Origin of the sequence: Neptuniibacter sp. 1_MG-2023, assembly GCF_030547185.1 — a bacterium.
In the GTDB taxonomy this organism is placed as follows: domain Bacteria; phylum Pseudomonadota; class Gammaproteobacteria; order Pseudomonadales; family Balneatricaceae; genus Neptuniibacter.
In genome coordinates, this window is record NZ_JAUOQR010000001.1 from 110,650 (window position 1) to 136,739 (window position 26,090).

Annotated in this window: 26 protein-coding genes and 1 CRISPR repeat array (1 of these 27 running past the window's edge); of the genes, 19 read left to right on the forward strand and 7 right to left on the reverse strand. The window is 43.0% G+C overall.

The genetic code is table 11. The features are described from left to right. Positions 1-35: 35 nt before the first annotated feature. From Q4492_RS00520 to Q4492_RS00555, 8 genes are all read left to right on the forward strand, one after another. Positions 36-275, forward strand: a complete 240-nt coding sequence (locus Q4492_RS00520; RefSeq protein ID WP_067868215.1) for a VF530 family DNA-binding protein — start codon at positions 36-38, stop codon at positions 273-275. 18 nt (positions 276-293) lie between these two features. Continuing rightward, positions 294-542, forward strand: a complete 249-nt coding sequence (locus Q4492_RS00525) for a DUF2164 domain-containing protein (RefSeq protein ID WP_303415222.1) — start codon at positions 294-296, stop codon at positions 540-542. Between the two features lie 375 nt (positions 543-917). After that, positions 918-1,193 (forward strand): hypothetical protein, encoded by a 276-nt coding sequence (locus Q4492_RS00530; RefSeq protein ID WP_303415223.1) that lies wholly within the window; start codon positions 918-920, stop codon positions 1,191-1,193. 215 nt (positions 1,194-1,408) lie between these two features. Next, the gene (locus tag Q4492_RS00535; protein WP_303415225.1) at positions 1,409-2,062 is read left to right on the forward strand and encodes a TatD family nuclease-associated radical SAM protein; all 654 of its coding nucleotides are present in this window, start codon (positions 1,409-1,411) and stop codon (positions 2,060-2,062) included. A 350-nt stretch (positions 2,063-2,412) separates the two neighbouring features. Further along, positions 2,413-3,651: a hypothetical protein gene (locus Q4492_RS00540; protein ID WP_303415227.1), complete on the forward strand. Its 1,239-nt coding sequence runs from the start codon at positions 2,413-2,415 to the stop codon at positions 3,649-3,651. A gap of 175 nt (positions 3,652-3,826) precedes the next feature. Beyond that, the gene (locus Q4492_RS00545) at positions 3,827-4,219 is read left to right on the forward strand and encodes a VOC family protein (protein WP_303415228.1); all 393 of its coding nucleotides are present in this window, start codon (positions 3,827-3,829) and stop codon (positions 4,217-4,219) included. Positions 4,220-4,344: 125 nt separating this feature from the next. After that, positions 4,345-5,001 (forward strand): triacylglycerol lipase, encoded by a 657-nt coding sequence (locus tag Q4492_RS00550; protein ID WP_303415229.1) that lies wholly within the window; start codon positions 4,345-4,347, stop codon positions 4,999-5,001. A 189-nt stretch (positions 5,002-5,190) separates the two neighbouring features. Further along, positions 5,191-5,751 carry a hypothetical protein gene (locus Q4492_RS00555; RefSeq protein ID WP_303415231.1) on the forward strand — a complete coding sequence of 187 codons (561 nt, stop codon included), beginning with the start codon at positions 5,191-5,193 and terminating at the stop codon, positions 5,749-5,751. 94 nt (positions 5,752-5,845) lie between these two features. Here Q4492_RS00555 and Q4492_RS00560 read toward each other — a convergent pair whose 3' ends face one another. Then, the gene (locus Q4492_RS00560; RefSeq protein ID WP_303415232.1) at positions 5,846-6,874 is read right to left on the reverse strand and encodes a methionine synthase; all 1,029 of its coding nucleotides are present in this window, start codon (positions 6,872-6,874) and stop codon (positions 5,846-5,848) included. A 44-nt stretch (positions 6,875-6,918) separates the two neighbouring features. Continuing rightward, complete coding sequence (locus Q4492_RS00565) at positions 6,919-7,893, reverse strand: DUF1852 domain-containing protein (RefSeq protein ID WP_303415234.1); 975 nt, start codon at positions 7,891-7,893, stop codon at positions 6,919-6,921. Between the two features lie 518 nt (positions 7,894-8,411). Here Q4492_RS00565 and Q4492_RS00570 point away from each other — a divergent pair. The 4 genes from Q4492_RS00570 (at position 8,412) to Q4492_RS00585 (ending at position 11,243) form a co-directional block, all read left to right on the forward strand. Next, a complete protein-coding gene (locus tag Q4492_RS00570; RefSeq protein WP_303415235.1) occupies positions 8,412-8,852 on the forward strand; it encodes a hypothetical protein in 441 nt (146 codons plus the stop codon). A 161-nt stretch (positions 8,853-9,013) separates the two neighbouring features. Continuing rightward, a complete protein-coding gene (locus Q4492_RS00575) occupies positions 9,014-9,433 on the forward strand; it encodes a cytochrome b562 (RefSeq protein ID WP_303415236.1) in 420 nt (139 codons plus the stop codon). Positions 9,434-9,488: 55 nt separating this feature from the next. Continuing rightward, complete coding sequence (locus Q4492_RS00580) at positions 9,489-10,067, forward strand: HupE/UreJ family protein (RefSeq protein WP_303415237.1); 579 nt, start codon at positions 9,489-9,491, stop codon at positions 10,065-10,067. Between the two features lie 303 nt (positions 10,068-10,370). After that, positions 10,371-11,243, forward strand: a complete 873-nt coding sequence (locus Q4492_RS00585) for an MYG1 family protein (protein WP_303415239.1) — start codon at positions 10,371-10,373, stop codon at positions 11,241-11,243. Between the two features lie 100 nt (positions 11,244-11,343). Here Q4492_RS00585 and Q4492_RS00590 read toward each other — a convergent pair whose 3' ends face one another. After that, positions 11,344-11,520 (reverse strand): hypothetical protein, encoded by a 177-nt coding sequence (locus Q4492_RS00590; RefSeq protein ID WP_303415240.1) that lies wholly within the window; start codon positions 11,518-11,520, stop codon positions 11,344-11,346. Between the two features lie 128 nt (positions 11,521-11,648). Between Q4492_RS00590 and hisI the strand changes: the two genes are divergently transcribed. Beyond that, positions 11,649-12,071 carry a phosphoribosyl-AMP cyclohydrolase gene (gene hisI / locus Q4492_RS00595; protein ID WP_303415241.1) on the forward strand — a complete coding sequence of 141 codons (423 nt, stop codon included), beginning with the start codon at positions 11,649-11,651 and terminating at the stop codon, positions 12,069-12,071. A gap of 65 nt (positions 12,072-12,136) precedes the next feature. On the opposite strand, the gene Q4492_RS00600 is transcribed toward hisI, so the two are convergent. Beyond that, positions 12,137-13,144, reverse strand: a complete 1,008-nt coding sequence (locus Q4492_RS00600; protein ID WP_303415242.1) for a rhodanese-related sulfurtransferase — start codon at positions 13,142-13,144, stop codon at positions 12,137-12,139. A gap of 469 nt (positions 13,145-13,613) precedes the next feature. After that, complete coding sequence (locus Q4492_RS00605) at positions 13,614-14,252, reverse strand: glutathione S-transferase family protein (protein ID WP_303415243.1); 639 nt, start codon at positions 14,250-14,252, stop codon at positions 13,614-13,616. Between the two features lie 118 nt (positions 14,253-14,370). On the opposite strand from Q4492_RS00605, the gene Q4492_RS00610 reads away from it, so the two are divergent. Further along, on the forward strand, positions 14,371-14,919 hold the full coding sequence (locus tag Q4492_RS00610) for a TetR/AcrR family transcriptional regulator (protein WP_303415244.1): 549 nt from the start codon (positions 14,371-14,373) through the stop codon (positions 14,917-14,919). 94 nt (positions 14,920-15,013) lie between these two features. On the opposite strand, the gene Q4492_RS00615 is transcribed toward Q4492_RS00610, so the two are convergent. Beyond that, positions 15,014-16,681, reverse strand: coding sequence for a glutamine--tRNA ligase/YqeY domain fusion protein (locus Q4492_RS00615; RefSeq protein ID WP_303415246.1), 1,668 nt, complete (start codon positions 16,679-16,681; stop codon positions 15,014-15,016). Between the two features lie 281 nt (positions 16,682-16,962). On the opposite strand from Q4492_RS00615, the gene Q4492_RS00620 reads away from it, so the two are divergent. Next, the gene (locus tag Q4492_RS00620) at positions 16,963-17,493 is read left to right on the forward strand and encodes a peptidylprolyl isomerase (protein WP_303415717.1); all 531 of its coding nucleotides are present in this window, start codon (positions 16,963-16,965) and stop codon (positions 17,491-17,493) included. Between the two features lie 2 nt (positions 17,494-17,495). Continuing rightward, a complete protein-coding gene (locus tag Q4492_RS00625) occupies positions 17,496-18,224 on the forward strand; it encodes a UDP-2,3-diacylglucosamine diphosphatase (protein ID WP_303415248.1) in 729 nt (242 codons plus the stop codon). Positions 18,225-18,295: 71 nt separating this feature from the next. On the opposite strand, the gene miaE is transcribed toward Q4492_RS00625, so the two are convergent. Further along, positions 18,296-18,907, reverse strand: a complete 612-nt coding sequence (miaE, locus tag Q4492_RS00630; protein WP_303415249.1) for a tRNA-(ms[2]io[6]A)-hydroxylase — start codon at positions 18,905-18,907, stop codon at positions 18,296-18,298. A gap of 396 nt (positions 18,908-19,303) precedes the next feature. On the opposite strand from miaE, the gene fusA reads away from it, so the two are divergent. The 3 genes from fusA (at position 19,304) to Q4492_RS00645 (ending at position 24,634) form a co-directional block, all read left to right on the forward strand. Beyond that, the gene (gene fusA / locus Q4492_RS00635) at positions 19,304-21,388 is read left to right on the forward strand and encodes an elongation factor G (RefSeq protein WP_303415251.1); all 2,085 of its coding nucleotides are present in this window, start codon (positions 19,304-19,306) and stop codon (positions 21,386-21,388) included. 98 nt (positions 21,389-21,486) lie between these two features. Then, positions 21,487-22,140: a DUF4253 domain-containing protein gene (locus tag Q4492_RS00640; RefSeq protein ID WP_303415253.1), complete on the forward strand. Its 654-nt coding sequence runs from the start codon at positions 21,487-21,489 to the stop codon at positions 22,138-22,140. Positions 22,141-22,489: 349 nt separating this feature from the next. Continuing rightward, positions 22,490-24,634: a methyl-accepting chemotaxis protein gene (locus Q4492_RS00645; protein WP_303415254.1), complete on the forward strand. Its 2,145-nt coding sequence runs from the start codon at positions 22,490-22,492 to the stop codon at positions 24,632-24,634. 980 nt (positions 24,635-25,614) lie between these two features. After that, a CRISPR array of direct repeats spans positions 25,615-26,090; the repeat unit is 28 nt; unit sequence TTTCTAAGCTGCCTGTGCGGCAGTGAAC (it continues 2,673 nt past the right edge of the window).

Below are 26,090 nucleotides of genomic sequence, written 5' to 3' on the forward strand. Positions count from 1 at the left end.
TCGTTTATCTTTATCCTTGCAAACCTGTGACCTAAATGACAACTCAACCCAACAACCCCTTACACGGGGTAAAACTTGCCGATATAGTAACTCAACTCGAAACCCACTACGGTTGGGACGGTTTGGCCGAAAAGATCGACATCAACTGTTTTAAAAGCGATCCGTCGATTAAGTCATCACTGAAGTTTTTACGAAAGACACCTTGGGCAAGAGAGAAGGTAGAGCAGCTTTATCTATACACTTTCTCAAAGCAGAATCCTTGGAATAGCAAATAAAACAGCTGGAAATAAATTATGTCAGAGATTAAGTTTTCGACCGATGAAAAAGCGCTCTTAGTGGCAAAACTAAAATCCTATTTCGAAAAGGAGATGGAACAAGATATAGGACAGTTTGAGTGTGAGTTTCTCCTCGACTTCATCTCTAAGGAGTTTGGTGCCCATTATTACAATAAAGGCCTAAGCGATGCTCAGTTGATTGTCAGTCAAAAACTAGAGGATATCTCTGATGCATTCTATGAAATGGAAAAAATAACCCCTTCCTAAATTAAAAATATTCTCCTTTCTCAGCTATAAAACATCCGTTTTAAATTAACCGCAACCCTACTCTGCTCATATCCTAAAAGCATAAAGTTATTATTTTTTAAAAATCTAGACTTCTCCATGAGAAGCAGATAATCACACTTGCTGTCACGCACAACAACGCTAGTCCTCATCATAGCTGCACAGCATTATTGAACAATTATTATCTACCGCAGCCGCAACATGAATCTAATTTTTTTAATGATTATTCTTGGTGAAATTTTATCCTACTAAATGATTAGAGTTATTAATATTTGTCTCCTACAATCAGTTTTACCGGTTAACGAATTGACTCGGCAACGCCAAATAGTTTGATAAAAATAAGGCTGAGGGATAGAGATGATAACGTACGAAGAATGCTTAGAACTAAGTGATCTAACTGCTGATGAAGTAGATGCTATTGCAGAACATGAACATGTCGACTCAATGATAGCTATAGCGTTAGGGCACTACCTAATCACCCATCAAGGTGAACAGAAAATAAAATCTATCATTATCGATGATATTGAAAAGGCAGAGCGTGCGAAGCATTACCAGCATGCAGATATGTTAAGAAAAGTGCTTAACCATTTTATTGCCACTCACCCAGAACATAACGCTAAAAAAGCAGCGTAGAAAATTTTATAACATAGCAAGCAAGTCCTTTCGATACCGGCGAGGGGTGATATCCATTTCAGTTCACCCCGCCGGATCGTTTTTACCTATACAGTTAAAACTAAGTCTTGCGCTGACTCACGCCTCTGGACACTCATTTATTGATAACCATCAACATGACATGCTATCGAGGCTGATAGGATCACAAGCCTACTTAGCCAAATATCCATACTCCAATGAGCCCAAGCAAAAGTCGTCCAAATACAGCCAAACGCCAAACATCGTCTAACCAGTGCGATACTTGCACTTATCAAATAGACAATAGCCTCTATATCAACTTAACAGATCGCTGCACATTAGCATGCCAGTTCTGCCCAAAACACAACGGCTCAACTGCAGTTAAAGGCTACGAACTTTACTTAACCAAACAACCCGAAGCCGCCACAATTATCGCGCAAATTGGCACTCCATCAAAATATGATGAGATAGTATTTTGCGGTTACGGTGAACCGACGCTTCGCTTAAAAGCCCTACTTGAAATCGCCCATTGGGTAAAAGAAAACGGCGGCAAAACACGGATCAACACCGACGGTTTAGGCAGCCTATTTCACAAACGTGACATTGTGCCCGAATTAGCAGAGTGCATAGATGCCCTATCTATCTCTCTTAATGCCCAAAACGAACAGATCTATCAACAGCACTGCCACCCCGCCCTACCCAACTCGTTTCAAGCCGTGCAAGCCTTCATCAAACGCGCCGCCGAACTGATCCCTGATGTGCAAGTCTCCGCCATCCACGGGCTTGAAGGCGTAGATGTGATTAAGTGCAAAGCCATAACCGAACGCCTCGGGGCTCAGTTTAAACAGCGCGAGTTGGATGTGGTTGGCTGACCGACCAAGACTTAAAATCAAAAAGAACAAACAACGTAAACCCGCTGATGGCCTATTGAGTTACAGGGGGAAAACACAGGTTTTTACCTTTATGATCAATGACAGACAAACAGAGTATTTAAAACGGCCCTCGTTTGTGTAAGGATAGCCTGACAGTTTTGTATTTTTCTCCAAGGAAGAGAAAACCCCAGCTAAGGAAAGCTTATGATATTCAAACACCTACGCCACCTTAAACAACTCGCTTTATGTAGATATATGACAACTTGTCGTGTTTAAACGCGACAATCTGTCATATATTTAGCTGTTATGTTGATGGTGCGAAATCACTAGTGTGTAATTGAGGTAATGCTTTGGCAAAGAACAAAGAAAATCCATCTGAAAGATTATTCGCTGAATTATGTGCGAAACAATATCTAAAGGGCTTTGTATTTCATAGTCCAAAATATAATGACCCAACAGAAAAAGAAGCTGGCGATATTATTCTTTGGCTCAGAACCTTTTTAATAGCATTTGAAGTTGTTTGGAGAGACCCTTCCAGTAAAGGTGGCACAAAACAATTCATCAAAAGAATTGGTGAAAAAAGAAAGCAATTAGAATCAGACTTCAAAGTGTATTCAGAGAATGCTGATAAATTAGAATTAATAAATGAAGCTGGTAAAAGAATAAATTACGAGAAAGGTTACTTTCATCCAGATAATTTTGTTGGTGTGATTATTGTTGATTGTGATTCTAAACTAGAAAATATTCATTACGATTCATATAAAAAAATAAACTATTCTAATTTCCCAATAGCAGTAATGACGAGAAATGATTTTGTTGATCTATTGATAGAGATTGATACGGTCTCTGATCTATTATACTACTTGAAAGATAGGCATAAGTTTATAAACTCAGTTTTTCAAGAGTGCCCCAATATTTTCATTAATCTCAATCTTCGCACTGAAAGGGCTTTAATTGCCCTGTATAAGAAACAGTCTAATTCATTTGTGGGTTATAGCTGTAGCCAACTTTCGAAAAACAATATTTGGGATGACTATAAACGAGAGTTCAGAGATAAAATTAGAGCTAGAAATGAAGAAAACAAAAGAACTAAAATTTTGGATCAGTTAGTGGCTTATTTATCAGATAATACTGATAAAAGTGAAATAATGCCTTTGATCGCGTGGGAGATTGGTATTCAAACAAGACGCGAGCGGGTTGCTCTAGCTGATAAAGTCATAGAGGCATTTCAAGGCTTAAAAGATGGAGCTAAACCGAGGATATTTGCATATCTAAGCCAAACTACAAGGTGCTGGTCTATATTCTATTTTCAGTATGGAGAGGAGGCAGGGAAATTGGAAGATAACTTAATTGAAATGGCTCAGTTAAAATTATTTAAAGAAATGAAAGAGCTCTCTTTTGAATATTCTGTCTTTGGCTATGGTTTTAAAAAGTCCATAATTCATACGGGCAACAGTTTTGATGAAATAGTAGTGTGCATTGAAGATGCTTGTAACTACCCTGTTATAACGGATAGTAAATACAAAAAGTCGCTAAATTATTTCGGAGATCCAAAACGTAAGGTAATAAAAGAGTTTCCGGGTAATTAGAGACTTTAATCGGGGAATATAAACATAACAAGGCCAATGCACATGGATATTTTGTTCCGCTACGCTCCACAAAATCCCAGTGATTGGCGACGTTAGGCTCCTATGCCTTTACGCAGCTTTCATCAATTAAATCTCAATAAATGAATTGTCATTGAGTTGTTAAAAGGATATCGAAATGTTTAGCCATGTTATGATCGGAACCGATGATATAGAAGGTTCAGAACGTTTTTATAACGCTGTATTAGCTGTGCTAGGTATCAACGAGCCAGTACATAATGTAAATGACACTGGCCAAAAACGACTGTTCTATGTTCATAATGGGTCAGTGTTTTGTGTTACTGAGCCTATAAATGGTGAACCCGCATGCGCAGCTAATGGTTCAACTATTGGCTTTGCTTGTGACTCACCAGAGCAAGTAAAAGAATTTCATTCTGTTGCCATAGCAAACGGCGCTACTAGCATTGAAGCTCCTCCAGGCTTACGTGATAATTCGACTGGCAAAAAGCACCTGTGCTATTTCTTGGATCTCGATGGTCATAAAATTTGTGGAATGTACCGCTGCGACTAAGGAGAACCTATCCGTTTTATCGGGGCAAGATCAAGCGCGCTTTGTCCACTAAAGCACACTATCGAGAGTCCCGTATGCTAATAAGATTATTCAGTTTAATTTTGTGTTTATGGTGTACTTTTTCAATGGCTGAGGAATGTGTTGTCTTACTTCATGGGATGGCTCGTTCCGATAGTTCTATGAATAAAATGGAAGCAGAACTTGAAAAGTCTGGCTATGCCGTAGTGAACTTTGACTACCCTTCAACCAAACATGATATTGAAAGTATAGCCAAAAATTATATTCCTAATGCTGTCGCGCAATGTAAACCTAACCTAACCATAAATTTTGTTACTCACTCTTTGGGTGGGATTGTTTTACGTAAATATTTAAGTGATAACAAATTAGACCGCTTAGGTCGTGTAGTAATGCTAGGCCCACCGAATAAAGGAAGTGAGGTTGTTGATAAATTAAAAAATGTTCCTGGATTTGAATTTATTAATGGCCCTGCAGGTTTAGAATTAGGCACAGATAAAACAAGTGTGCCAAATTCACTTGGAGCAGTGACCTATCAAGTAGGCGTAATAGCGGGCAGTTCAACTATTAATCCAATACTTTCTCAAATGCTTCCAAACCCTGACGATGGCAAAGTGTCTGTCGAGAACACAAAAGTAGAAGGGATGACTGACCACATCATAATGTCCGTTTCTCACCCCTTTCTTATGCGAGATGATGCGGTGATTCAACAGGTAAAAATCTTCCTGAAAAAGGGAAAGTTTCAGCATCATAGGGTTTCGCTCTAACAGCGCGTTAAACGAGCACAGCATCTGTTCCTGCTGAAGGCTTATAAAAGTGGCCATTACACGATGAAGAAGATAGGCGATTATGTTGAGGTTAGTTATTCGCCAGTGAGTCGATGAATAACGGGTACTGCACAATGCCAGGCCTGACTCTTACGTTCTTTACACACTCAAAAGATAAGGAGTATTTTTTTGAGATTTATATTCGTAGATGCTGAAAATATTGGCTTGAAAGGCGTTGAAGCGATTGACGCTTCTATTTCAGATAAGGTTATTGTTTTCTCAAAAAACGAAGCGGTAAAAGAGGCTTGCGAAAGAAAACTATTTCTCTACGTATCAAGCTACCCCAGCGGGCCGAACCAAGCCGACTTCTACGTTATAGGAAACTTAATCGGAATTATTGCATCATTATCTGAAGTACAACGAAGTGCTTGTCAGTTTATTCTTTATACGCAAGATAATGCGCTAACCACAGCGTTCTCATTCCAGTGCAAACTTCATAAGGTAAATTCTAAAATTGCGCTAAAGCCTAAATCAGACGTTCAGCAGAAACGGATCGTAGAACCAAAGAAACTGCTACAGAGTTTGGAGCAAATGATCTACGACCAACTCAAGACGGCTCAAACGACCGAGGCTGTGCGAAAAAAGCTGAAACAACCCAAACCTGAATTTACTAAAGCGTTAAACCAATTGATTCGGACAGAAAAAATTCGCCGTGCATCTAAAAATAAAAAAACATGGATTCGAGCATAAGCATCAATAGGAATAACCGGCTCAGATTCCTTACTGAAAGCGATTTTCAGTAGTGAAACCCTCTCACTAAAAAGTCTTTCTGAGCCCGTCATTTTTAGGCTAAAAGCTCTCGCCTAATAATCTCTGTACCTGCTTTTAACGCTTCGAGTTTGGCACTGGCAACTTGACGAGATAAAGGTGCCATGCCGCAGTTGGTACAAGGGTAGAGTTTATCAGCATCGACAAATTCAAGCGCCTTTCTCAAGGTATGGGCGACCTCCTCGGCTGTCTCAATTTTGTCGGTTGCTACGTCAATCGCCCCTACCATTACTTTTTTACCGCGAATCAATTCAAGTAACTCCATAGGTACATGGGAGTTGTGACATTCTAATGAGATAATATCGATATTCGACTTTTGCAGTTTAGGGAACACGGCTTCATATTGTCGCCACTCGGACCCTAATGTCTTTTTCCAATCAGTATTGGCTTTAATGCCGTAGCCATAGCAGATATGTACAACCGTTTCACATTTTAGCCCTTCAATCGCTCGCTCTAAGCACGCAATCCCCCAGTCATTTACATCATCAAAAAAAACATTAAATGCAGGTTCATCAAATTGGATGATATCAACGCCCGCCGCTTCTAACTCTTTCGCTTCTTGATTGAGAATTTTGGCAAACTCCCACGCGAGCTTTTCACGGCTCTTATAATGATCATCATAGAGCGTGTCGATCATCGTCATGGGGCCTGGTAGCGCCCATTTAATCGGCTGTTTGGTTTGTTGGCGTAGAAATTTAGCATCGTCAACAAACACAGGTTTCTGGCGGGAAACGGGGCCAACAACTGTGGGGACGCTCGCATCATAACGATCACGAATTTTAACGGTCTTACGTTTCTCAAAATCAACACCATCGAGGTGTTCAATAAAAGTCGTCACAAAATGTTGCCGCGTTTGCTCGCCATCACTGACAATATCAATACCGGCATGTTGCTGTTCGTGTAATGACACACGTAGCGCATCCTGTTTGCCGTCAATTAACGCCTCTCCTTGCAACTTCCAAGGTGACCAAAGCGTCTCAGGTTCTGCAAGCCACAAGGGTTTAGGTAAGCTGCCTGCAGTTGAAGTGGGTAATAATGTTTTCATAATAAGTAATGCCGTCTATTTAGATGAATAATTGGACCTAGAGATTAAGCGTAATGAGCTGACCACTGTTCAAGCAGGGTTTGGTAGGGTTTGATGAAGTGCTTTTCAGCAAACTTCCCTTGTTCATTAGCTAACTGGTTGCGCTCTTCTCGGTCATAAATAATTTGGGTGACGGAGTGATCTCGGTTTTTCAGCTTAGGCTGATAACATTGGCCTGCCACAGCATTGGCATTATAAATTTCAGGTCGATATATTTTCTGAAAGGTCTCCATCGTACTAATTGTGCTAATCAGTTCGAGGTTGGTGTAATCATTCAATAAATCGCCAAGGAAATAAAAAGCCAACGGAGCAACGCTATTTGGCGGCATAAAGTAACGAACCTGTAAGCCCATCTTTTCAAAGTATTGCTCAGTCAAGGATGGCTCATTAGGTTGATACTCAAACCCTAAAACGGGATGCTGATTCTCTTTTCGGTAGTAAGTTTTACTATCAGACACACTGAGGCAAATAACCGGCGGTTTTTTAAAATGCTGTTTGTAAGCTTTAGACTTAACAAAATATTTAAAAAGCTTACCGTGCAGCTCCCCAAAGTTATCTGGGATACTGAATTTAGGCTGATGCTTATTATGATCCAGAAGCAATACACTAAAATCATAATCCCGCACATAAGAAGAAAAATTATTGCCTACAATGCCGTCAATGCGCTCACCGGTTTTATGATCAACAATGTTTGTTTTTAATACTTCAATAGCGGGGAAGGTTTGACCATTGCCTTCGATATCAAGATCTACAGAAATAATTTCTAATTCGACAGAATAACGATCTCCGTTAGGATTATCCCAATGTGCCAACGCATTAAAACGGTTATCAATCATCTTTAGGGTGTTAGACAAGTTTTCTTGACGACGCTCTCCTCTGGCCAGATTCGCAAAGTTAGTCGTGACACGCGTATTGTCTGACGGACGATAGTTTTTATCGAAGCCAACGCGCTTAATCGTAAAGGTAAAGTTTGTATTCATCCTAATCGCACCCTACTTCCTGATATAAAATCTGAATTTATTCCCTACCATCGCTAGACCGTCTTACTTGTTTTCTGGTTTCCCCTGTTAATCGTCGTCACCATCATTTTGACCTGTGCGACCTCATTAAGAGTCAACTGCAATATTGTCTAAGCTGAATAGCTGAATGTATTTTATACTCGCAATAAAACATGAATAAAAATGGTTTATTTTTGATTTGCATTGAATTTAATTCATGCAGATAGGTATGCGAAAATATCAACAGGTAAGGGTTATGCCTATTAGACTGATTCGAATAGATGATCTTATTGTTCATGATGAGCTAATACAGCAAACCGGATCGTTTTTACAGATCCCATATTGACAGCTACAGCCTAGTCAGAAGATAATGCGCTCAGGCTTATTGGACGCCTGCCTCGCAAAAACGACAGTACCAATCATATATATTTCGCAAGCAGCCGCTTGCATATCATCTCAGGTTCATAGCGAGTAGACCGGTTTAAGTAGGCGATATGCATATGACTCATCCTATCTGTGGTCTTAACACACCCGAAAACGAATTACTCAAATCGATATTACGCGTGGCAAAATCCTTACACCGTGCGGCTAAATCGGATTCACGTCCCCACTCTCTTCCTGTTTTACGAAGACTGATTTCCAGCGAAACCTTTCGTCAAATTTCATTACCTGAACTATACCGCCGACGAGAGACAATCCAGCGCAAACATATATTGCAAATGTTAGCCCTAGAGGCTGGAAGCCTTAATTGGTCTGAATACAAAAAAAAGATCCAAGCCCAGCCCGAAGAGCAACCGCTTGATTACAGCCTCGCATTAAAACATGCAGGTTATCCCAACATCTGGTTCACATCCTTGCCGGAAGCCGAAACATACGCGGCGGCACAAGGTGGCCAACCTATTCCCGTTGGTAAGCAAGCAGTCGTGATTCCCGCTCAATAATCGACTTTATCGATTAATCCTTTAAACACAACCGATAAACTTGCTCGCTAGCCCGCTTACAAAGGTGATAGCGAGCAACACTCATCTATAAGGTGCTCGCTACGCAGATCTGGTATATTGCCTTGCAAATACCCTAATCACTGTGAAGGTCGATTTTGTTTATGCAACGCATATCTCTAAAACTGTTACTTAGTTCTTTGTCGCTTATCTTATTAATCGCTTTTTCTGGATATAGCAGCGCAGGTGAGCCCCTGAATTTAAAGAAAACGATGAAACAGATGCGGCTGCATTATAAAAATGCACTGGATACTGATTCTGCCCAAAGCTTTAATCAAAATATTGGCGAGTTCAAAACATACCTTAAGAGTGCGCAAGCCTATGACTTTTCGCCTGAACGCAAAGTGATTTCGCTGGAAGGTTTAAATAAAGTCGAGCGTTTTGTTGAGGCTATCCCACCAGCTACAGCTGACAACCTAAGCGCAGTTCAGCAGCAACTCAGCACTGTCGATCAGTTACGTACGGAGTACCATAAAAAAGCCAAGCCGAGCATCTGGGAGATGTTCCTCAGCTTTTTGAAGTAAAAAGGAACCTAATCAACTGATTTAGGTAAAGACAAGAAACAAACAAGGACTCATTATGAAAAGATTATTAACACTCTCAGGCATTATTCTTTCCATGCTTCTTCCCAGCATCGCTTTTGCACATCAAGCAAGTGGTGGAGGCTTTTTAGCGGGGTTATCTCACCCTGTCCTTGGTTTTGATCACCTACTAGCCATGTTAAGTGTAGGTATCCTTAGCGCCCAAATGGGCGGACGAGCCCTATGGTTAGTACCCACAACTTTTGTATCCGTAATGTTAGTGGGCGGTATCCTAGGATTAAATGGTTTTGCCTTAATTTCTGTTGAAACAGGCATCTCAATTTCCGTGCTTGTTTTAGGTATATCACTTACAGTTGAGAAAAAAATCGCACCTATTTTAGCCATGTGTTTTGTTGGTTTTTTTGCCATTTTTCATGGCTACGCACACGGCATTGAAATGCCTTACTTAGCAAACCCAGCGTATTATGCACTCGGTTTTATTGTAGGTACCGCGAGTATTCATGTTATGGGCGTGTTAATAGGTATCATTGCCGCAAAGCTTTCAAATGGAGCCCAGTTCTTAAGATATCTAGGCGCTGGTATAGCAGGCATAGGTTTCCATTTAATCATAATGTAAAAGCCTAACAATCTGCTTACTATGACTCCGTAATAATGGCCGTTCTACTCTGCACGGCCCCAAATGGCCATTATTACTTCATCCATCAGGGAATGGCTAAGACAGGTATTCCTCCCGTAGTTACCAGCACTGCTAACTACTTTTTAAGCCAAACTAGTGTTTAGACAACTCCCCCCTATTTTTACTGGCAATCTTCCTATAGGATCGCCCCATATGATTTTTACTGATTAAACGCCCTCAAGATGGGCCGCCATACAGTAAGCTTAATCAGCCCTCTCTTCTTTTTTGATAAGACAAAAACCAATGACTGATATAACGGTAGCAACACACAGCGGTAACTTTCATGCAGATGATGTTTTCAGTATCGCTGCTCTTAAGAGTATTTTCCCGGCGTTTACACTGATACGCACACGGGATTTGGCGCTGATCGCTAAAGCTGACCTTGCGATTGATGTTGGCGGTGAATATGATCCAGACACAGGCCGTTTTGATCATCATCAACGGGGAGGAGCAGGCACACGCGACAATGGTATCCCCTACTCCTCATTTGGGTTGATTTGGCAGAAGTATGGTTTAGAGATATGCAAAGGGAACCAAGAGGTCGCGGACTCTGTCGATGCAGGCTTAGTATCAACCATTGATGCGATCGATTGCGGCCATGTAGAGGGGGTAGCGACAGGTATTAGCCTTAGCCAAACAATCTCTATGTTTAACCCCACATGGCAAGAAGACAGCCACTTTGATAGCTGCTTTGATGAAGCGGTTGATTTTGCATCACGTGTTTTAACACGCTTTATTGCAACGACTAACGGTGGTATTAGCGCTAAGTCAATTGTGGCTGAAGCGATTGAGAATGCAGAAGATCCAAGAGTGATCGTATTAGAAAAATACACACCATGGAAAAGAACAGTACACGCCTTATCTAAAGAGGCGTTATATATGGTTTATCCATCAGATTCGGGTCAATGGAGAATTCAAACGGTACCTGTCGAATTAGGTTCATTTGAAGATAGAAAATCACTTCCTAAGCCTTGGGCTGGCTTATCTGACAAGGCACTTCAAGATGTAACCGGTATTGATGATGCTATGTTTTGCCATAATGGACTATTTGTTGCTGGTGCAAAATCATTTGAAAGTGCAATGAAGATGGCTTCTATGGCACTTGAGGACGCTTAAACAGAGCTTAAATACTAAAAAATCGACTCTGCGGATGTTTATAAAAGGATAAGTCTCCTCCTTTTATAAACTTTTGTTTAGTGGAATTCACTAAGTAGGGCTAGGAGGAACAATCCCCTCGCTCACTCGCTTTTCCATTATCCGCATAGATCGATTGTGTTGATAGGACATCGTGCCGATCAGTTTGGCCATCTATAAACGATGAACAATGACGCCCGAACAATAAAGTTATCAACACCGTTACAACAAACACTAACAAACTAATACGCATATTCATCTTCATATCCACTGGCTATCTGATCCTTTGAGTACAAGATGAGGTAAAAATTCAATCTTTATTCCTTAGCTAAAAAGCACCTTGTGATATGATGCGCACAAGATCAGCTTGCATAGATGAAAGAGATTATGAAAAACAACTTTTACTACGATTTAGAGTCCTCAAAAATAGGCGCTCAAACAGATCTAACCTCAGCCTTAGATAATTTACGTTTTAATGAGGATGGCTTGATTCCAGCCATCGCACAGCAAAATGCAACCGGTGAAGTCTTAATGATGGCTTGGATGAATAGAGCCTCAATTGAAGAAACTTTAAAAACGGGACAAGTCTGTTACTGGTCCCGCTCCCGCCAAACCTATTGGCGTAAAGGGGAAAGTTCTGGCCATGTACAAAAACTGGTCGAGATGCGCATAGATTGCGATGGCGATACCTTACTTTGTCTAGTCAATCAGACAGGACCGGCCTGCCATACTGAACGCTCCAACTGTTTTTTCCATGCAGTTAAAGGCGACAAAATAGAGATTATCGCCGAGCCTTGTTGCGCAGAATAAGTTTTTTGTGATCTATAAAGATAAAAAAAACCACGCAATAGCGTGGTTTTTTTATAGGTAAATCTTTAGCTATTAGAACGATTTTTCTGCGCTTCGCGATAGGCTTCTTTAGCTTGTCGATGGGCTTTAACCGCATCCTGAACTTCACCACCTAAATGAGCTTCGCCGCGTGCATTCGCTAACTGAACTTGGTGTTCACGCTCTCTGAAACGGCTCTTCTGCTCATCAGTCATGGTTTCTATACAATGAAGACAGCTGACACCGCGTTCGTAACTATCTAACTGCTTTTCTTCCTCAGTAATCGGCATACGGCACGCGTGACACTGATCATAATCTCCAACTTCAAGACCATGCTTAACAGACACTCGTCCATCAAAAACAAAGCAGTCCCCTTTCCACATAGATTCAGCTTCAGGCACCTCTTCAAGGTATTTTAAAATCCCCCCTTCAAGATGATAAACCTCATCAAAGCCCTGCTCTTTTAAATAGGCTGTAGATTTCTCACAACGGATACCGCCGGTGCAAAACATCGCCACTTTTTTGTTCTTTTCAGGATCTAAGTTATTAGAAACATACTCAGGAAACTCGCGGAAAGTTTTGGTCTCGGGATCTAAGGCATTTTCAAAAGTGCCAATAGCCACTTCATAATCATTACGTGTATCAACTAATACAACATCAGGATCGGAGATTAACGCGTTCCAATCTTTCGGCTTCACATAGGTGCCTACCACACGTTTAGGGTCGATACCTTCAACTCCCATTGTGACTATCTCTTTCTTTAACTTAACCTTGGTCCGCATAAAAGGGTTAGTGGTATCGAATGATTCTTTATACCCTACATCCGATAAACGCTCATCTTGGCGTAACCAATTAAGCACGGCATCAATTCCCTGACGTGTACCAGCAATCGTACCGTTAATCCCCTCCACCGCAAGCAGCAAGGTACCCTTAACGTCTGCCTCGACCATGCAATCATGCAGGGGCTGACGTAAAGATTCATAATTTTCTAAAGTGACAAACTTATACAGAGCACAAACAACAATATTGTTGCCTAGCTGTTCTTGATTAGACATATAAACTCCGCTAATTGGGGCGTAATCCCAACGCAAAATAGAGGCAGCCCTTCAGGCCACGTAGCAAACGAGATGTAGGAAAAACCTACCTAAATCCGAACAAAAATATTCAGGGGGCGGATTTTATAGCATTCGGAAAGGAAGCGCACATACAATCTATGGAAGATCTTTTCGGCCAGAGGCTGGCCTCCTACATGCACACCCAATGTAGGAGCCCACCCTGTGAGCGAAAGAATTACGTGCAGAAATCCGAAAAAAGCACCTGAATAAATTACGCACTTAACCCGATATCACATAACCCTTCGGCCAGAGGCTGGCCTCCTACGTGCACGCCCAGTGTAGGAGCCCACCCTGTGAGCGAAAGAATTACGTGTAAAAATCCACAAAAAGCACCCGAATAAATCACACCTCAAAACCCAATCAAAACACCATTCTTCGGCCAGTGGCTGACCTCCTACAAGGGAATACTCTAGCTAAGAATATCTTTAGCGAATGCTTCTTTACGTATTCTATTAATATAGGCTAATAGATTTGCATGCTCAGCTACGCGGGGCTTACCTACATCCGCTTTTTCAATGTAGTCGATAATTGGAATCAAAATCAAATCGGCTGCCGTTAGATCATCACCACAAAGATAAGGCTGATCGGCTAACTGTTCAGCAACAATCGCCAAAGCGCTTTCAACCTTAGGCAGTGCCGCTTCTACTTTATCCATACGGACTGAACCGTTTTCACCTTTAGGAAAAATAAACTCCAAAAGCACTTTCCGAACAATATCAAAATCCACATAAATGCCACTAATGCCACTCCACTGCTCAACCTGTGCTTGGGCAAAAGCATCTGTTGGATAAAGGGGCGTACCACCGTATGCATTCTCTAAGTAATGCAAAATTGCGACAGTCTCAGCAATTGGGCCTTGCTCCGTTAATAGAACAGGAAATTTAGTGTAAGGATGAATCGCTTTATGACCCGCGGTATGAAAGCCAACCTCTTCACCATTAACCTCTGTCGTAACCTCATAAGCGAGTCCTTTAAGTTCACAGGCCATCATGACACTACGTACAAAGGTGCTAAAAGAGGGGCCGTAAATTTTAATAGGTGCGGTCATAACTGTACTCCAGTTTTATGAATAATGAGGTACCACTGTAGTAACTACCACTATATGTTCAAGAACATATTTTAAACCTATGCCATACTCATTTAACGCAAGCGAGGAGCGATAGCTAATGGGTTGGACAATAGAACAGAAAAACACAAGCCGCGAAAAAATCATCAGCAGCGCAGCCGAACTCTTTACCAAACAGGGGTTTGATAATGTAGCGATTAATGATGTAATGAAACATGCAGGCCTTACACGAGGCGCATTTTACAATCACTTTACGTCTAAAAGTGAGCTCTATGCCGAAGCTATTGTAAGTGCCGCCCACCTTGCTAAAGCGCATACGATAGAGCGATCTGGCTTTAAGCTTGCTGATATAATTGAAATCTATTTAAGCGATAAACATCGACAAGGCGAGTTCTCTTGTCCCCTTGCGTTTTTAACCACCGACATCCATCAACGTGATAACAACGTACGGTCGACCTATACCCGAGTGCTAAAAGGTTTTATTGATAACATTCATGAATTTAATGAACATGGAATGGCGTTAAATGAAAACGAAGCCATAAAAAAAGCCGTATTGATGATTGGCGGCATAGCTATTGCTCGTGCAATTAACGATGATGAGTTTTCCGAACGCCTGCTCAATGCCTGCCGTGAGGGCGTTAATGCTTAACTGTTCAATCGGAGCTAGCCTGATAGGTGCATAAAAAAACGGCCTCTTAAAGAGACCGTTTTTTTATCGTGCACCCAACCTTAGAGCAAGTGTTTTACTTACCCCAAGAATCTCGTAAGGTCACAGTGCGGTTAAAGACTAATTTGTCGGCGGTCGAATCAGCATCAACACAGAAATAACCAGTCCGTTCAAATTGGTAGCGACTTTCAACTGCCGCATCCGCTAAACCACTCTCGCAGCGCCCGCCAGTTACTACCACGAGTGACTCTGGATTGATAAATTCATTAAAGTCACGCTCTTTATCAGCTTCTGGATTTTCCACTGTAAACAAACGATCATATTCGCGTACTTCACATGGGACAGAGTTATCAGCTGACACCCAATGGATAACCCCTTTAGGTTTATAACCTTCAGGATTAGCGCCCTTAGTCGCAGGATCGTATGAGCATTTCAGCTCTACTACATTACCTTCTGCGTCTTTAATCACTTCATCACAAGTGATTACGTATGCACCACGTAAACGAACAGCTACACCTTGAGTTAAACGTTTCCACTTACGTGGTGGCACTTCGGCAAAGTCATCCTGCTCTATCAGCAAATTACGTGTAAATGGAACTTTGCGCATACCCATAGTTTCATCTTTAGGATGTTTAGGTAGCTCAAACCACTCCTCCAACGCCTCATCATAATTAGTGATCGTCACTTTTAATGGACGCACAACACACATAGCTCGAGGTGCATTTTTATCCAGATCCTCGCGCACTGCAGCTTCAAGCATACCCATATCAACCACGCCATTAGAGCGCGTAACACCGACCATGTCGCAGAAGTTACGCAATGATGCAGGGGTATAACCACGACGACGCAAGCCTGAAATAGTCGGCATACGTGGATCATTCCAACCCGTCACCTTATTATCATCCACCAGCTGTTTAAGCTTACGCTTACTCGTGATGGTGTAGTTCAGCTCTAAACGGGAAAACTCATACTGTTTAGGGACAACAGGAACCGGCAAGTTTTCAAGAAACCATTCGTAAAGTGGACGGTGGTCTTCAAACTCTAAGGTACAAATAGAGTGTGTCACACCTTCGATGGCATCAGATTGGCCATGGGCAAAATCATAAATAGGATAGATACACCATTTATCCCCTGTCTGATGATGACTGGTATGGATAATGCGGTAGATCATCGGATCACGCAGGTTCATATTAGGTGATTGCATATCTATTTTTGCACGTAAAGAGCAAGCACCCTCAGCAAACTCACCGTTTTTCATTTTTTCAAACAGCGCTAGATTCTCTTCAACGCTGCGGTTGCGATAAGGGCTATCTTTACCCGGTGTAGTGAAGTTACCACGATACTCACGCGCTTCATCCGGCCCCAAATCACATACATAAGCTTTACCCTCTTTAATAAGGTGCACAGCCCAAGCATAAAGTTGATCGAAGTAATTAGAGGTATAACAGATATCACCCTGCCACTGGAATCCAAGCCAAGTCACATCTTCAATAATGGAGTCGATATATTCTTGGCTCTCTTTCTCTGGGTTTGTGTCATCAAAACGTAGATTACATCCACCCTTATACTTTTCTGCTGTTCCAAAATTCAAACAGATAGATTTAGCATGACCAATGTGCAAGTAACCATTGGGCTCTGGAGGAAAACGGGTAACCACTTTACCGTCGTTTTTACCTTGCTCCAGATCCTGCTCTATCACTTGATGGATGAAGTTCGTTGGTTTGCTGCTTTCTGTTGTGCTCATAGGTAGCGTCTTAATCCTGGAATAGCATGAATTCTGTATCGCCCTGATATATGGATAAACCTAAAGGCGAGTAAAAAGTTGCCCCATTATAAACGGATGCTCTATACAAATGGCAGAGAACAAACAAACAAATTGATCTATTTTTAGATTATTTGGTTTCTTCCCTTATATAGAAGCAACTATTGCCTTTAGAGTTACTCCTAAAGAACAAACAAGGATGCGTTTCTTTTCGACTTGAGTATAATGTCCCGGTTAAAGGCGAAGAAGTGGACACTATAACGATGATAATTCTCCATACCAATTTTGGTGACATATCCTTAGAGCTTGATTACGAAAAAGCCCCAAAAACAGCAGAAAACTTTGAACAATATGTAACCGATGGTTTTTACGATGGTGTGATTTTTCACCGCGTAATTAACGGTTTTATGCTTCAGGGCGGTGGATTTGAACCGGGCATGGTTCAAAAAGTAACCCGCGAAACAATTGAAAATGAAGCCGACAACGGACTTTCTAATTCAACAGGCACTGTAGCAATGGCGCGGACAATGGATCCTCACAGCGCATCTGCACAGTTCTTTATTAACGTATCAGACAATACGTTTCTTGATCACTCAGCTAAAACAACAGAAGGTTGGGGTTATACAGTCTTCGGTAAAGTTGTAGATGGGATGGATGTTGTTAACAAATTAAAAACTGTAGCGACAACTATGCGCGCAGGCCATCAAGATGTCCCTGTTGAAGACATCATCATTGAATCTGCCGAGCTGGTTGACGAAACAACTGAAACCGAAGCAGCAAGTACCGAAGAGTAAGCATGTCGGTTTATTTTATCTCAGATTTACATCTGAAACCTGAACGCCCGGATCTCTCTCGGGCGTTTTCATCTTTCCTATCACACACAGCCAAAGGTGCTGAAGCCCTATACCTGTTAGGTGATATCTTTGATGCTTGGATCGGTGACGATGCTCCTGTGCCCGGTATTGAGCCTTTAGTCTCTCAACTGAAACAACTTAGCGACTCCGGCTGCAAAATTTACTTTCAGCATGGCAATCGTGACTTTTTAGTCGGCAAAGCATTTACCGATAGTATCGGCGCAGAGCTCTTACCTGAACAGATAGTTCATTCACTACCTATTGGCAACGCGCTTATCCTGCATGGCGATCAACTCTGTACTGATGATCAAGAGTATATGCAGTTCCGCGCAATGGTGCGCAACCCCGCATGGCAACAGCAGATTCTCAGTAAACCGGTAGAAGAACGTATAGCCTTAGCCAAACAGCTTAGGGCAACGAGTAAAGAACGCACGGCCGAAAAAGATGATTACATCACTGATGTCAATGCGGATGAAGTCAATAAACGGCTTAACGATGCGCATGTTCAACTTATGATTCACGGCCATACCCATCGACCAGCTATACATAAGCTAACAATAGAAGGTAATGAAGCGACGAGAATTGTCTTAGGCGATTGGGAATCTTTAGGCTGGTATCTAAAAGTGGATCACGACGGCTACCAACTAATCAGTTTTGAAATAGCTAAATAACCATAGGCAGTCAGCGAGTCCACTGCCTACAATAAACACTTGCCTCGCAAGCGTTTATACAGCGATAAATATCAAGAGATGAAAGTAGGTTTACCACTATGGAAGCGGAACTCATCATCGTCACGTTCAATTAAACCTTGTTCAACCTCCCGAAACACCTGAATACGTTCCTCAATAGGCTCACCTGCATACTCTTCAGCTAAACCTAAATAATCTTGATAGTGACGCCCTTCCGATTTAAGCAATGAGCGATAAAACTTAGCCAGCTCATCATCTAAATGAGGCGCAAGCTTGGCAAAACGTTCACAAGAACGCGCTTCAATAAAAGCCCCTACGATAAGTAAATCAATCAAATGGCCGGGCTCATATGTACGCACCTTTTTAAGCATACCACCCGCATAGCGCGCCGACGAAAGATGCGTGTAAACCACTCCTCGCGCCTGCATAATCGCTAATACTTGCTCAAAGTGGATTAACTCCTCTCGCGCCAAACGGGACATTTTATTAAGCAGATCAACACGGTCAACATAACGAAACATCAAACGCATTGCAGTAGAAGCCGCTTTTTTCTCACAGTGCGCATGGTCGATCAATAAAATATCCTGATTGGCCAGTGCCGCCTGAATCCATAAATCAGGAGTTTCACAAGCTAAAAATTCTTTGATCTCATCAAGAGCATCCATCTATATTGACTCACTACTATACAAACTAAAATGAGGGCGCATTATAGCGACCCATGGATACTCATGCACCACTCAACCAGCAGAGAAAAAGCTCAAATCATAAATAAATTGACCAAACGCAGTATTCTTCACACATAGCCTTCGTAAACAGCTAAAGAACAGCACTATAAAAATCAGCCTATTTTGCAGACTAAAAACAGCCTTCGCATTCCTCTCTCTGTCCCCTTTGTAATACGCTAAAAACGCCATAGTTTCTCGCATCAACTTAGTAATAAACTTTTAAGATAAAAAAAACTAATCAAAAGCCCCATTTACTTGTAATTTTTCTTCGAAAAGTAATAAAAAAGACTGTATACTGACGCGCAATTTTAGGACCTCACATAGTCGAGTAAAGAGATGACAGACCTATCCAAGTACAGAAACATTGGTATTTTCGCGCACGTAGATGCGGGTAAAACCACTACAACAGAACGTATCCTAAAGCTTACAGGTAAAATCCATAAGCTAGGCGAAACCCATGAAGGCGAGTCAACTACTGACTTCATGGAGCAGGAAGCTGAGCGTGGTATTACTATTCAATCAGCGGCGATCACCACTTTCTGGAAAGATCACCGTATGAACGTAATCGATACTCCGGGACACGTTGACTTCACTGTTGAAGTATACCGTTCTCTTAAAGTACTTGATGGCGGCATCGGCGTATTCTGTGGTTCTGGTGGTGTTGAACCTCAGTCAGAAACTAACTGGCGTTATGCAGATGAATCCGGCGTATCCCGTATCATCTTCGTAAACAAACTAGACCGTTTAGGTGCTGACTTCTATAAAGTTGTCGACCAGATTGAAAACGTACTAGCGGCTAAGCCTCTTGTTATGACACTACCAATCGGTCGTGAAGATGACTTTGTTGGTGTTGTAGACGTTCTTAGCAAAAAAGCTTACGTTTGGGATGACACAGGTCTTCCTGAAAACTTCAAAATTGAAGATGTACCTGCCGATATGGTAGATGACGTTGACATGTACCACGATCAACTTGTTGAAACAGCGGTTGAGCAAGATGACGACCTAATGATGGCTTACATGGAAGGCGAAGTACCTTCTACTGAAGAGATCAAACGTTGCATCCGTAAAGGTACACTTGAACTAGCGTTCTTCCCAACATACTGTGGTTCTGCATTCAAAAACAAAGGCATCCAGCTAATCCTTGATGCTGTTGTAGATTACCTACCAGCACCGACAGAAGTTATTCCACAGGATCTAACTGATGAACTTGGTGAGCCAACAGGTGAAGTAGCAACTGTATCTGTTGACGAGCCATTCCGTGCCCTTGCATTTAAAATCATGGATGACCGTTTCGGTGCCCTTACCTTTATCCGTATCTACTCCGGTAAGTTGAAGAAAGGTGACACTATCCTTAACTCGTTCACAGGTAAAACTGAACGTGTAGGTCGTATGTGTGAAATGGAAGCCGACGAGCGTAAAGAACTTGAATCCGCTCAAGCGGGTGACATCATCGCTATCGTAGGTATGAAAAACGTACAGACAGGTCACACACTTTGTGATCCTAAACATGAATGTACGCTTGAAGCTATGGTATTCCCTGAGCCAGTAATCTCTATCGCTGTTGAGCCTAAAGATAAAGCAGGCGCAGAGAAAATGGGTATCGCCATTGGTAAAATGGTTGCAGAAGACCCAACTTTCCTAGTACACACTGATGAAGACAGCGGCCAGACTATCCTACGTGGTATGGGCGAGCTTCACCTAGATATCAAAGTAGATATCCTTAAACGTACTTACGGCGTTGACCTAATTGTTGGTGAACCACAAGTAGCTTACCGCGAAACAATCACTAAAGAGATTGAAGATTCTTATACCCATAAGAAACAGTCTGGTGGTTCTGGTCAGTTTGGTAAAATCGATTACCGCATCAAACCAGGTGAGCCAAACTCTGGCTTCACGTTCACCTCAACGGTTGTTGGTGGTAACGTACCTAAAGAATTCTTCCCTGCAGTTGAGAAAGGCTTCAGCAGCATGATGGAACAGGGTGTTCTAGCTGGCTTCCCAGTACTAGACGTTGAAGTAGAGCTTTTCGACGGTGGTTTCCACGCGGTTGACTCCTCTGCTGTAGCCTTCGAAATCGCTGCAAAAGGCGCATTCCGCCAGTCTATCCCTAAAGCAGGCGCACAGCTTCTTGAACCTGTCATGAAAGTTGACGTGTTCACGCCAGAAGATCACGTAGGTGATGTTATCGGTGACCTTAACCGTCGTCGCGGCATGATCTCTGGTCAAGAAGCAGCAGGTTCTGGTGTACGTATTAAAGCAGACGTTCCACTATCTGAAATGTTCGGTTATATCGGACACCTACGTACAATGACATCCGGTCGTGGTCAGTTCTCTATGGAGTTCTCTCACTACAGCGCTTGTCCAACAAATGTTGCAGAAACTGTTATTGCTGACGTTAAAGCACGCAATGCAGCTAAGTAATCTAATTACTTAACGCACAACAAAAAGCCCGATGAGAAATCATCGGGCTTTTTTGTATATTCCATTCACCAACATCGATAAAAACTTAGAGCCACCCTATGAAATTTATTAACCTTGACGCCACAACCGCTTATAACAAAGCAATTAAATCCTGCGGCAAAGACACCAAGGTTATCGTCTGCGGTACCCAAGAAGATCTAACCTACATCGAAGACGCCATAGAATCCCGCCAGAACAGTCCAAAAGAGATCATCAAAGCCTCAATATTGATCAACCCCAACATCTGGCTAACAGAACAGCTCAATGCACTAAAAGGCGAAATTGACCTCCCCGTAATTACCGGCACCTGGCAAGGCGAATCAAAAGAGAAGCAAAGCTTCAGCCTAGCCCAAGACATTATGACGGGCGAGCCGATCAACGACTTAATCGGCGCAAAAATAAAGACAGATCGTAACTGGAAAATACCTGCTTACTTCAATTTTGGCGGCTGGAACCAATGCCCTACCCCAGATATCCACTGCGCTATATGGAAACACTGGCAGCAAGCGTACGGCGCACAGATCGTTGCCGTCAGCAATGACCTGATCGAAGCCCATATTAGCAATCCACCTACAACCGAAGAAGACGCGATGGCACTCGCTTGGCAGCAATACGCTTACTGCAACGACATCGTAGACCAAGGCGTAGAAAGCGTCGCTAAACTCGCATCTATGCTAATCAACCACGACAGCTGGTATTTTTGGTGGAATTAATCCACCTTGTAGATACTCACCTTATGCCCCAAACCAGTGCAAGAGCAAAAGCCTCGCTAACCTTCCGAAAAACGCCCCTACCCCAAGGCTCATAACAATGGAAGATCTCTTCAGCCAGAAACTGACCTCCTACATTCACCCCGCAACACCGCACCAATCTAGTGCAACAAAATCTAACCGTTATTACAACACGCACCAAAAAAAATGCTCCACATGCCACGAAGCTGGCGAAGATTGCTCCCTCAGGGAGTTTCTCTTTTGAATTCATTATCGCACAACTTAATGGCATATTATTTGCATTAGCATAATTAATTATATCTTTTTACACTGTTTGAGGGTAGTCGCAGTCATGACTCAACTTAAAAGTAGTTCAATGGACCTCAGCCCGCAGGAGCGAAAGTGGCTTAACTGGTTTGGCAGCACAGGCAAGTTTGCGATGTATAAATCCTGCTTTCTAAACCGCCATACCTATTCATCAGTCGAGCAAACCTTTGAAGGTATTGCTGCCACTCGAGTAAAAATTCTTAATCAGTGGGTGGAAAACCAATGGGATCAGCTCGCCTTTCTCGCTGAACACCTTGGCCCCAACTTTGATAATATTGATCAGTCGTGGCTAAACCAACGTCTAGAAGCGAACCGCGATTTTTCTGAACTGTTTTTGATCGACCTTCAAGGCACAGTCATTAGTTCGACTCATCGCGCTCATATAGGCGCATCCGACCTTGCTAGTGCTGCATGGACTCAAGGCGTAAAACAACAGTTTTTACATGGTCCATACACTGACTCTCTCACGCTAGATATTGGAGCCTCTAGCTCCAACTTCCACGATGAAGTCACTCTGATGTTCTACCAACCCATTGAGCACAATGGCGAACCTATCGGGGCTATTTGTGGTCGTGTACCGAACGATGTCCTCGGTGACCTAATCCAACGGGAAGCAGGCCATATTTATCCTGAATCCGGTGATAACTATATTTTTATGGTCGATTCTCATTTCAACCGGAATATTCAGCCAGGTACAGCGTTATCACGCTCCCGATTTGAAGATAACACTTTTTCCCACGGCGAGAATTTAAAAAGCGGTATCCACACCCAATGGGGTACGGTCAGAGTCCAACGCCATACCGAGCTAGAGTTACGGTTTACCGATCCCGCCACTGGCCAACTCCATCCAGGTGTACGCGAAACTATTCGTAACGGTGAAAATCTATTTATCACCTACCCGGGTTATTCTGACTATCGCCACATTCCAGTGATCGGCAAGGGAGTAACCTTTCAACTAAAAGGCTCGCCCGACCGCTGGGGTATGATGTGCGAAGGTGATTTAGAAGAGGTCTATCGTCGCCGCTCAATCAACCTAAGCTTAATGAAAGGCTTTGGCCTCACTGCCGCAGTCATTCTAGGCGTTAACAGCGCCCTGCATACCTTCACAGAGCTACCGCAATATACAATTGATGGGCTATCGCTGCTGTTGTTACTGATTACAACACTGATGTTCCCTAAACTCAGTACCAACAGACTAGCATCTCGGCTCGATGATATGACAGAGGTTATTCGCACCATTGCCGAGGGTGAAGGTAACTTGCGACAACGGGTAGAACCCCACAAACTAGTCGCCGATGAAACAGGCGATATGGCACGCTGGATCAATAGTTTTATTGATAACCTCGATGGTATTGTTGGCCAAGTAATTACCTCCAGCAGCCACGTTAAACAGACCAACCAAGCAATGCTCGATACCAATAAAGAGGCTTATCAGGTATCGGCTGAGGTTAGTGATGCGATTCAGGAGATATTAGTGCTGCTCGAAGAGCAACTGACTGAAATTAGTCAGGCCTCGAACACCGCTGAATCTCTTAAAGAAGCAATGGATACCGTAGTGTCGGAGGCCCGTCAACAGTTTGAATCCGTGCGCTCTGGTACTGAAGATATTCGCAACATCGTTGAAACATCGGCGAAACAGGTTAACTCACTGAATAGCCGTACCGTTGAAGTCGGTAAGATTATTGGCGTTATCAGCGACATCACCAACCAAACCAATCTATTGGCGCTTAATGCTGCCATTGAAGCGGCCCGAGCCGGTGAGCATGGCCGAGGCTTTTCCGTTGTCGCGGAAGAAGTTCGCGGCTTAGCGCATCGCACCGCAGCTTCGGCGAATGAGATTCAACGGATGATCGAAGGGATTCAGCAAGAAACTCAAAGCGCCGTAGATTTTATGGAATCCGGGGTGCAAGAAGTTGATCGCAACTTGAGAAAAACTGAACAAGCTTCGAATGAAAACGCCTCCTTGCACAACCTCGTAGAGCATATGTTTTTAGCTATCAAACAGCTAAATGATAACAGCCAGCGTCACGGTGATGCCGCCCGACGGGTAGGCGTCTCCGCAGAACAGATGAATGGCTCGATCAGCACGTTACAAGAACGCTCCACCTCAGTGAAAAACACCGCCAACAAGCTCAATCAGTTGGTCAGTGTGTTCCAAGTCAGCGCATAACGCGCGCTCAAGCCCATTCGGCCAGACACCCGTTCCGGGCATAAAGGTTGGCCTCCTACACGCACTTCAGGTGTAGGAGCTCACCCTGTGAGCGAATGAATTACGCAGCCATCCCACAAAAAAATAATCCCATGTAGGAGCCCACCCCGTGGGCGAATAAATTACGCACTCAACCCCACAAAAACACTACCCCCCTTCGGCCAAAGGTTGGCCTCCTACAGACAATCTCTCCCTTTAGGCGCTTACCCTTATGCCCGGAACGGGTGCCTAGGCGAATTAGAGTGCGAGCGAAGCACTACCTTTCTAAGCTGCCTGTGAGCAGTGAAACTCTTTAATCAGATAGAGCTTGAATTCAACAGAGATCTAGCTGGCAAACTCAAAGACAATATCTTTTTGCGCGAAGGTGCCACCATAACGGCCTCGCCTGGAAACCAGCCCTTTAGCATTGGTCGATTCGATCCACTGCTTGAGTGCTAGGGTGAAGCTATTAAGTCCAGCCTCTTTTTTAAACCCGTCGAATTCGACGGGTTTAAAGCCAGGATTATTCAGCTACTCCCAAATCCCAAAAAATTCAATGATGCTCCGTTACAAAGCCCGTTTCTAAGCTGCCTATCATAGTCGATACTTATAATTTCTTGAGTTCCCGCCATTGCTTTTTTATCCTATAATTATGTTCTGCCTAGCAGCCTATAGCACTCCGAGGTGCGACCAAAGAGCTGCTGGCCGGTGGCACGGCGGAGCGAGCCACCATCTACTTACTGCTCGGGGTCATCCTTTGTGCGATACTCCCTCCTTCACGTTATCACTCCAGATAAGCATTCCACTCAGTCCCGGTTTTTATCCATTGTTTCGGGGTTAAGGTAAAGCTGTTAAGACCCGCCTCTCTTTTAAAGTCCTCGAATTCGAGGACTTTAAAACTCGGATTATTAAGCTATTCCCAAATCCCCAAAAGCTCAATCCTGCTCCAGTTACGAAGCCGGTTTCTAAACTGCCTGTGCGGCAGTGAACCATACCATCGCCGCACAGCAACCCCTCTTTAATTTCTAAGCTGCCTGTGCGGCAGTGAACCCGCTATGGTTGTTTATTATAATTTTCATAGTTTTCTAAGCTGCCTGTGCGGCAGTGAACTTATTGCAAAAAATGATATTGAAGCCGTGGCGTTTCTAAGCTGCCTGTGCGGCAGTGAACAATATTTGCACGGGGTGCAGAATTTTCACTAGTTTCTAAGCTGCCTGTGCGGCAGTGAACGGCACACGCATGGTGAACTGCTACGACGTAATTTTCTAAGCTGCCTGTGCGGCAGTGAACTCAGAAACGATTTGCTGCAGGTAACATTCGATTTTCTAAGCTGCCTGTGCGGCAGTGAACTTTATTCAAAGTTCAGCATCCTTGCCTGCAATTTTCTAAGCTGCCTGTGCGGCAGTGAACTTTGTGACCACATCATTCCGACGGCTGA

Coding starts and splice junctions, on each gene's coding strand:
- Q4492_RS00520 (WP_067868215.1), top strand. CDS start 36: ATGACAACTCAACCCAACAACCCCTTACACGGGGTAAAACTTGCCGAT.
- Q4492_RS00525 (WP_303415222.1), top strand. CDS start 294: ATGTCAGAGATTAAGTTTTCGACCGATGAAAAAGCGCTCTTAGTGGCA.
- Q4492_RS00530 (WP_303415223.1), top strand. CDS start 918: ATGATAACGTACGAAGAATGCTTAGAACTAAGTGATCTAACTGCTGAT.
- Q4492_RS00535 (WP_303415225.1), top strand. CDS start 1,409: ATGAGCCCAAGCAAAAGTCGTCCAAATACAGCCAAACGCCAAACATCG.
- Q4492_RS00545 (WP_303415228.1), top strand. CDS start 3,827: ATGTTTAGCCATGTTATGATCGGAACCGATGATATAGAAGGTTCAGAA.
- Q4492_RS00550 (WP_303415229.1), top strand. CDS start 4,345: ATGGCTGAGGAATGTGTTGTCTTACTTCATGGGATGGCTCGTTCCGAT.
- Q4492_RS00560 (WP_303415232.1), bottom strand. CDS start 6,874: ATGAAAACATTATTACCCACTTCAACTGCAGGCAGCTTACCTAAACCC.
- Q4492_RS00565 (WP_303415234.1), bottom strand. CDS start 7,893: ATGAATACAAACTTTACCTTTACGATTAAGCGCGTTGGCTTCGATAAA.
- Q4492_RS00570 (WP_303415235.1), top strand. CDS start 8,412: ATGACTCATCCTATCTGTGGTCTTAACACACCCGAAAACGAATTACTC.
- Q4492_RS00575 (WP_303415236.1), top strand. CDS start 9,014: ATGCAACGCATATCTCTAAAACTGTTACTTAGTTCTTTGTCGCTTATC.
- Q4492_RS00580 (WP_303415237.1), top strand. CDS start 9,489: ATGAAAAGATTATTAACACTCTCAGGCATTATTCTTTCCATGCTTCTT.
- Q4492_RS00585 (WP_303415239.1), top strand. CDS start 10,371: ATGACTGATATAACGGTAGCAACACACAGCGGTAACTTTCATGCAGAT.
- Q4492_RS00590 (WP_303415240.1), bottom strand. CDS start 11,520: ATGAATATGCGTATTAGTTTGTTAGTGTTTGTTGTAACGGTGTTGATA.
- hisI (WP_303415241.1), top strand. CDS start 11,649: ATGAAAAACAACTTTTACTACGATTTAGAGTCCTCAAAAATAGGCGCT.
- Q4492_RS00600 (WP_303415242.1), bottom strand. CDS start 13,144: ATGTCTAATCAAGAACAGCTAGGCAACAATATTGTTGTTTGTGCTCTG.
- Q4492_RS00605 (WP_303415243.1), bottom strand. CDS start 14,252: ATGACCGCACCTATTAAAATTTACGGCCCCTCTTTTAGCACCTTTGTA.
- Q4492_RS00610 (WP_303415244.1), top strand. CDS start 14,371: ATGGGTTGGACAATAGAACAGAAAAACACAAGCCGCGAAAAAATCATC.
- Q4492_RS00615 (WP_303415246.1), bottom strand. CDS start 16,681: ATGAGCACAACAGAAAGCAGCAAACCAACGAACTTCATCCATCAAGTG.
- Q4492_RS00620 (WP_303415717.1), top strand. CDS start 16,963: ATGATAATTCTCCATACCAATTTTGGTGACATATCCTTAGAGCTTGAT.
- Q4492_RS00625 (WP_303415248.1), top strand. CDS start 17,496: ATGTCGGTTTATTTTATCTCAGATTTACATCTGAAACCTGAACGCCCG.
- miaE (WP_303415249.1), bottom strand. CDS start 18,907: ATGGATGCTCTTGATGAGATCAAAGAATTTTTAGCTTGTGAAACTCCT.
- fusA (WP_303415251.1), top strand. CDS start 19,304: ATGACAGACCTATCCAAGTACAGAAACATTGGTATTTTCGCGCACGTA.
- Q4492_RS00640 (WP_303415253.1), top strand. CDS start 21,487: ATGAAATTTATTAACCTTGACGCCACAACCGCTTATAACAAAGCAATT.
- Q4492_RS00645 (WP_303415254.1), top strand. CDS start 22,490: ATGACTCAACTTAAAAGTAGTTCAATGGACCTCAGCCCGCAGGAGCGA.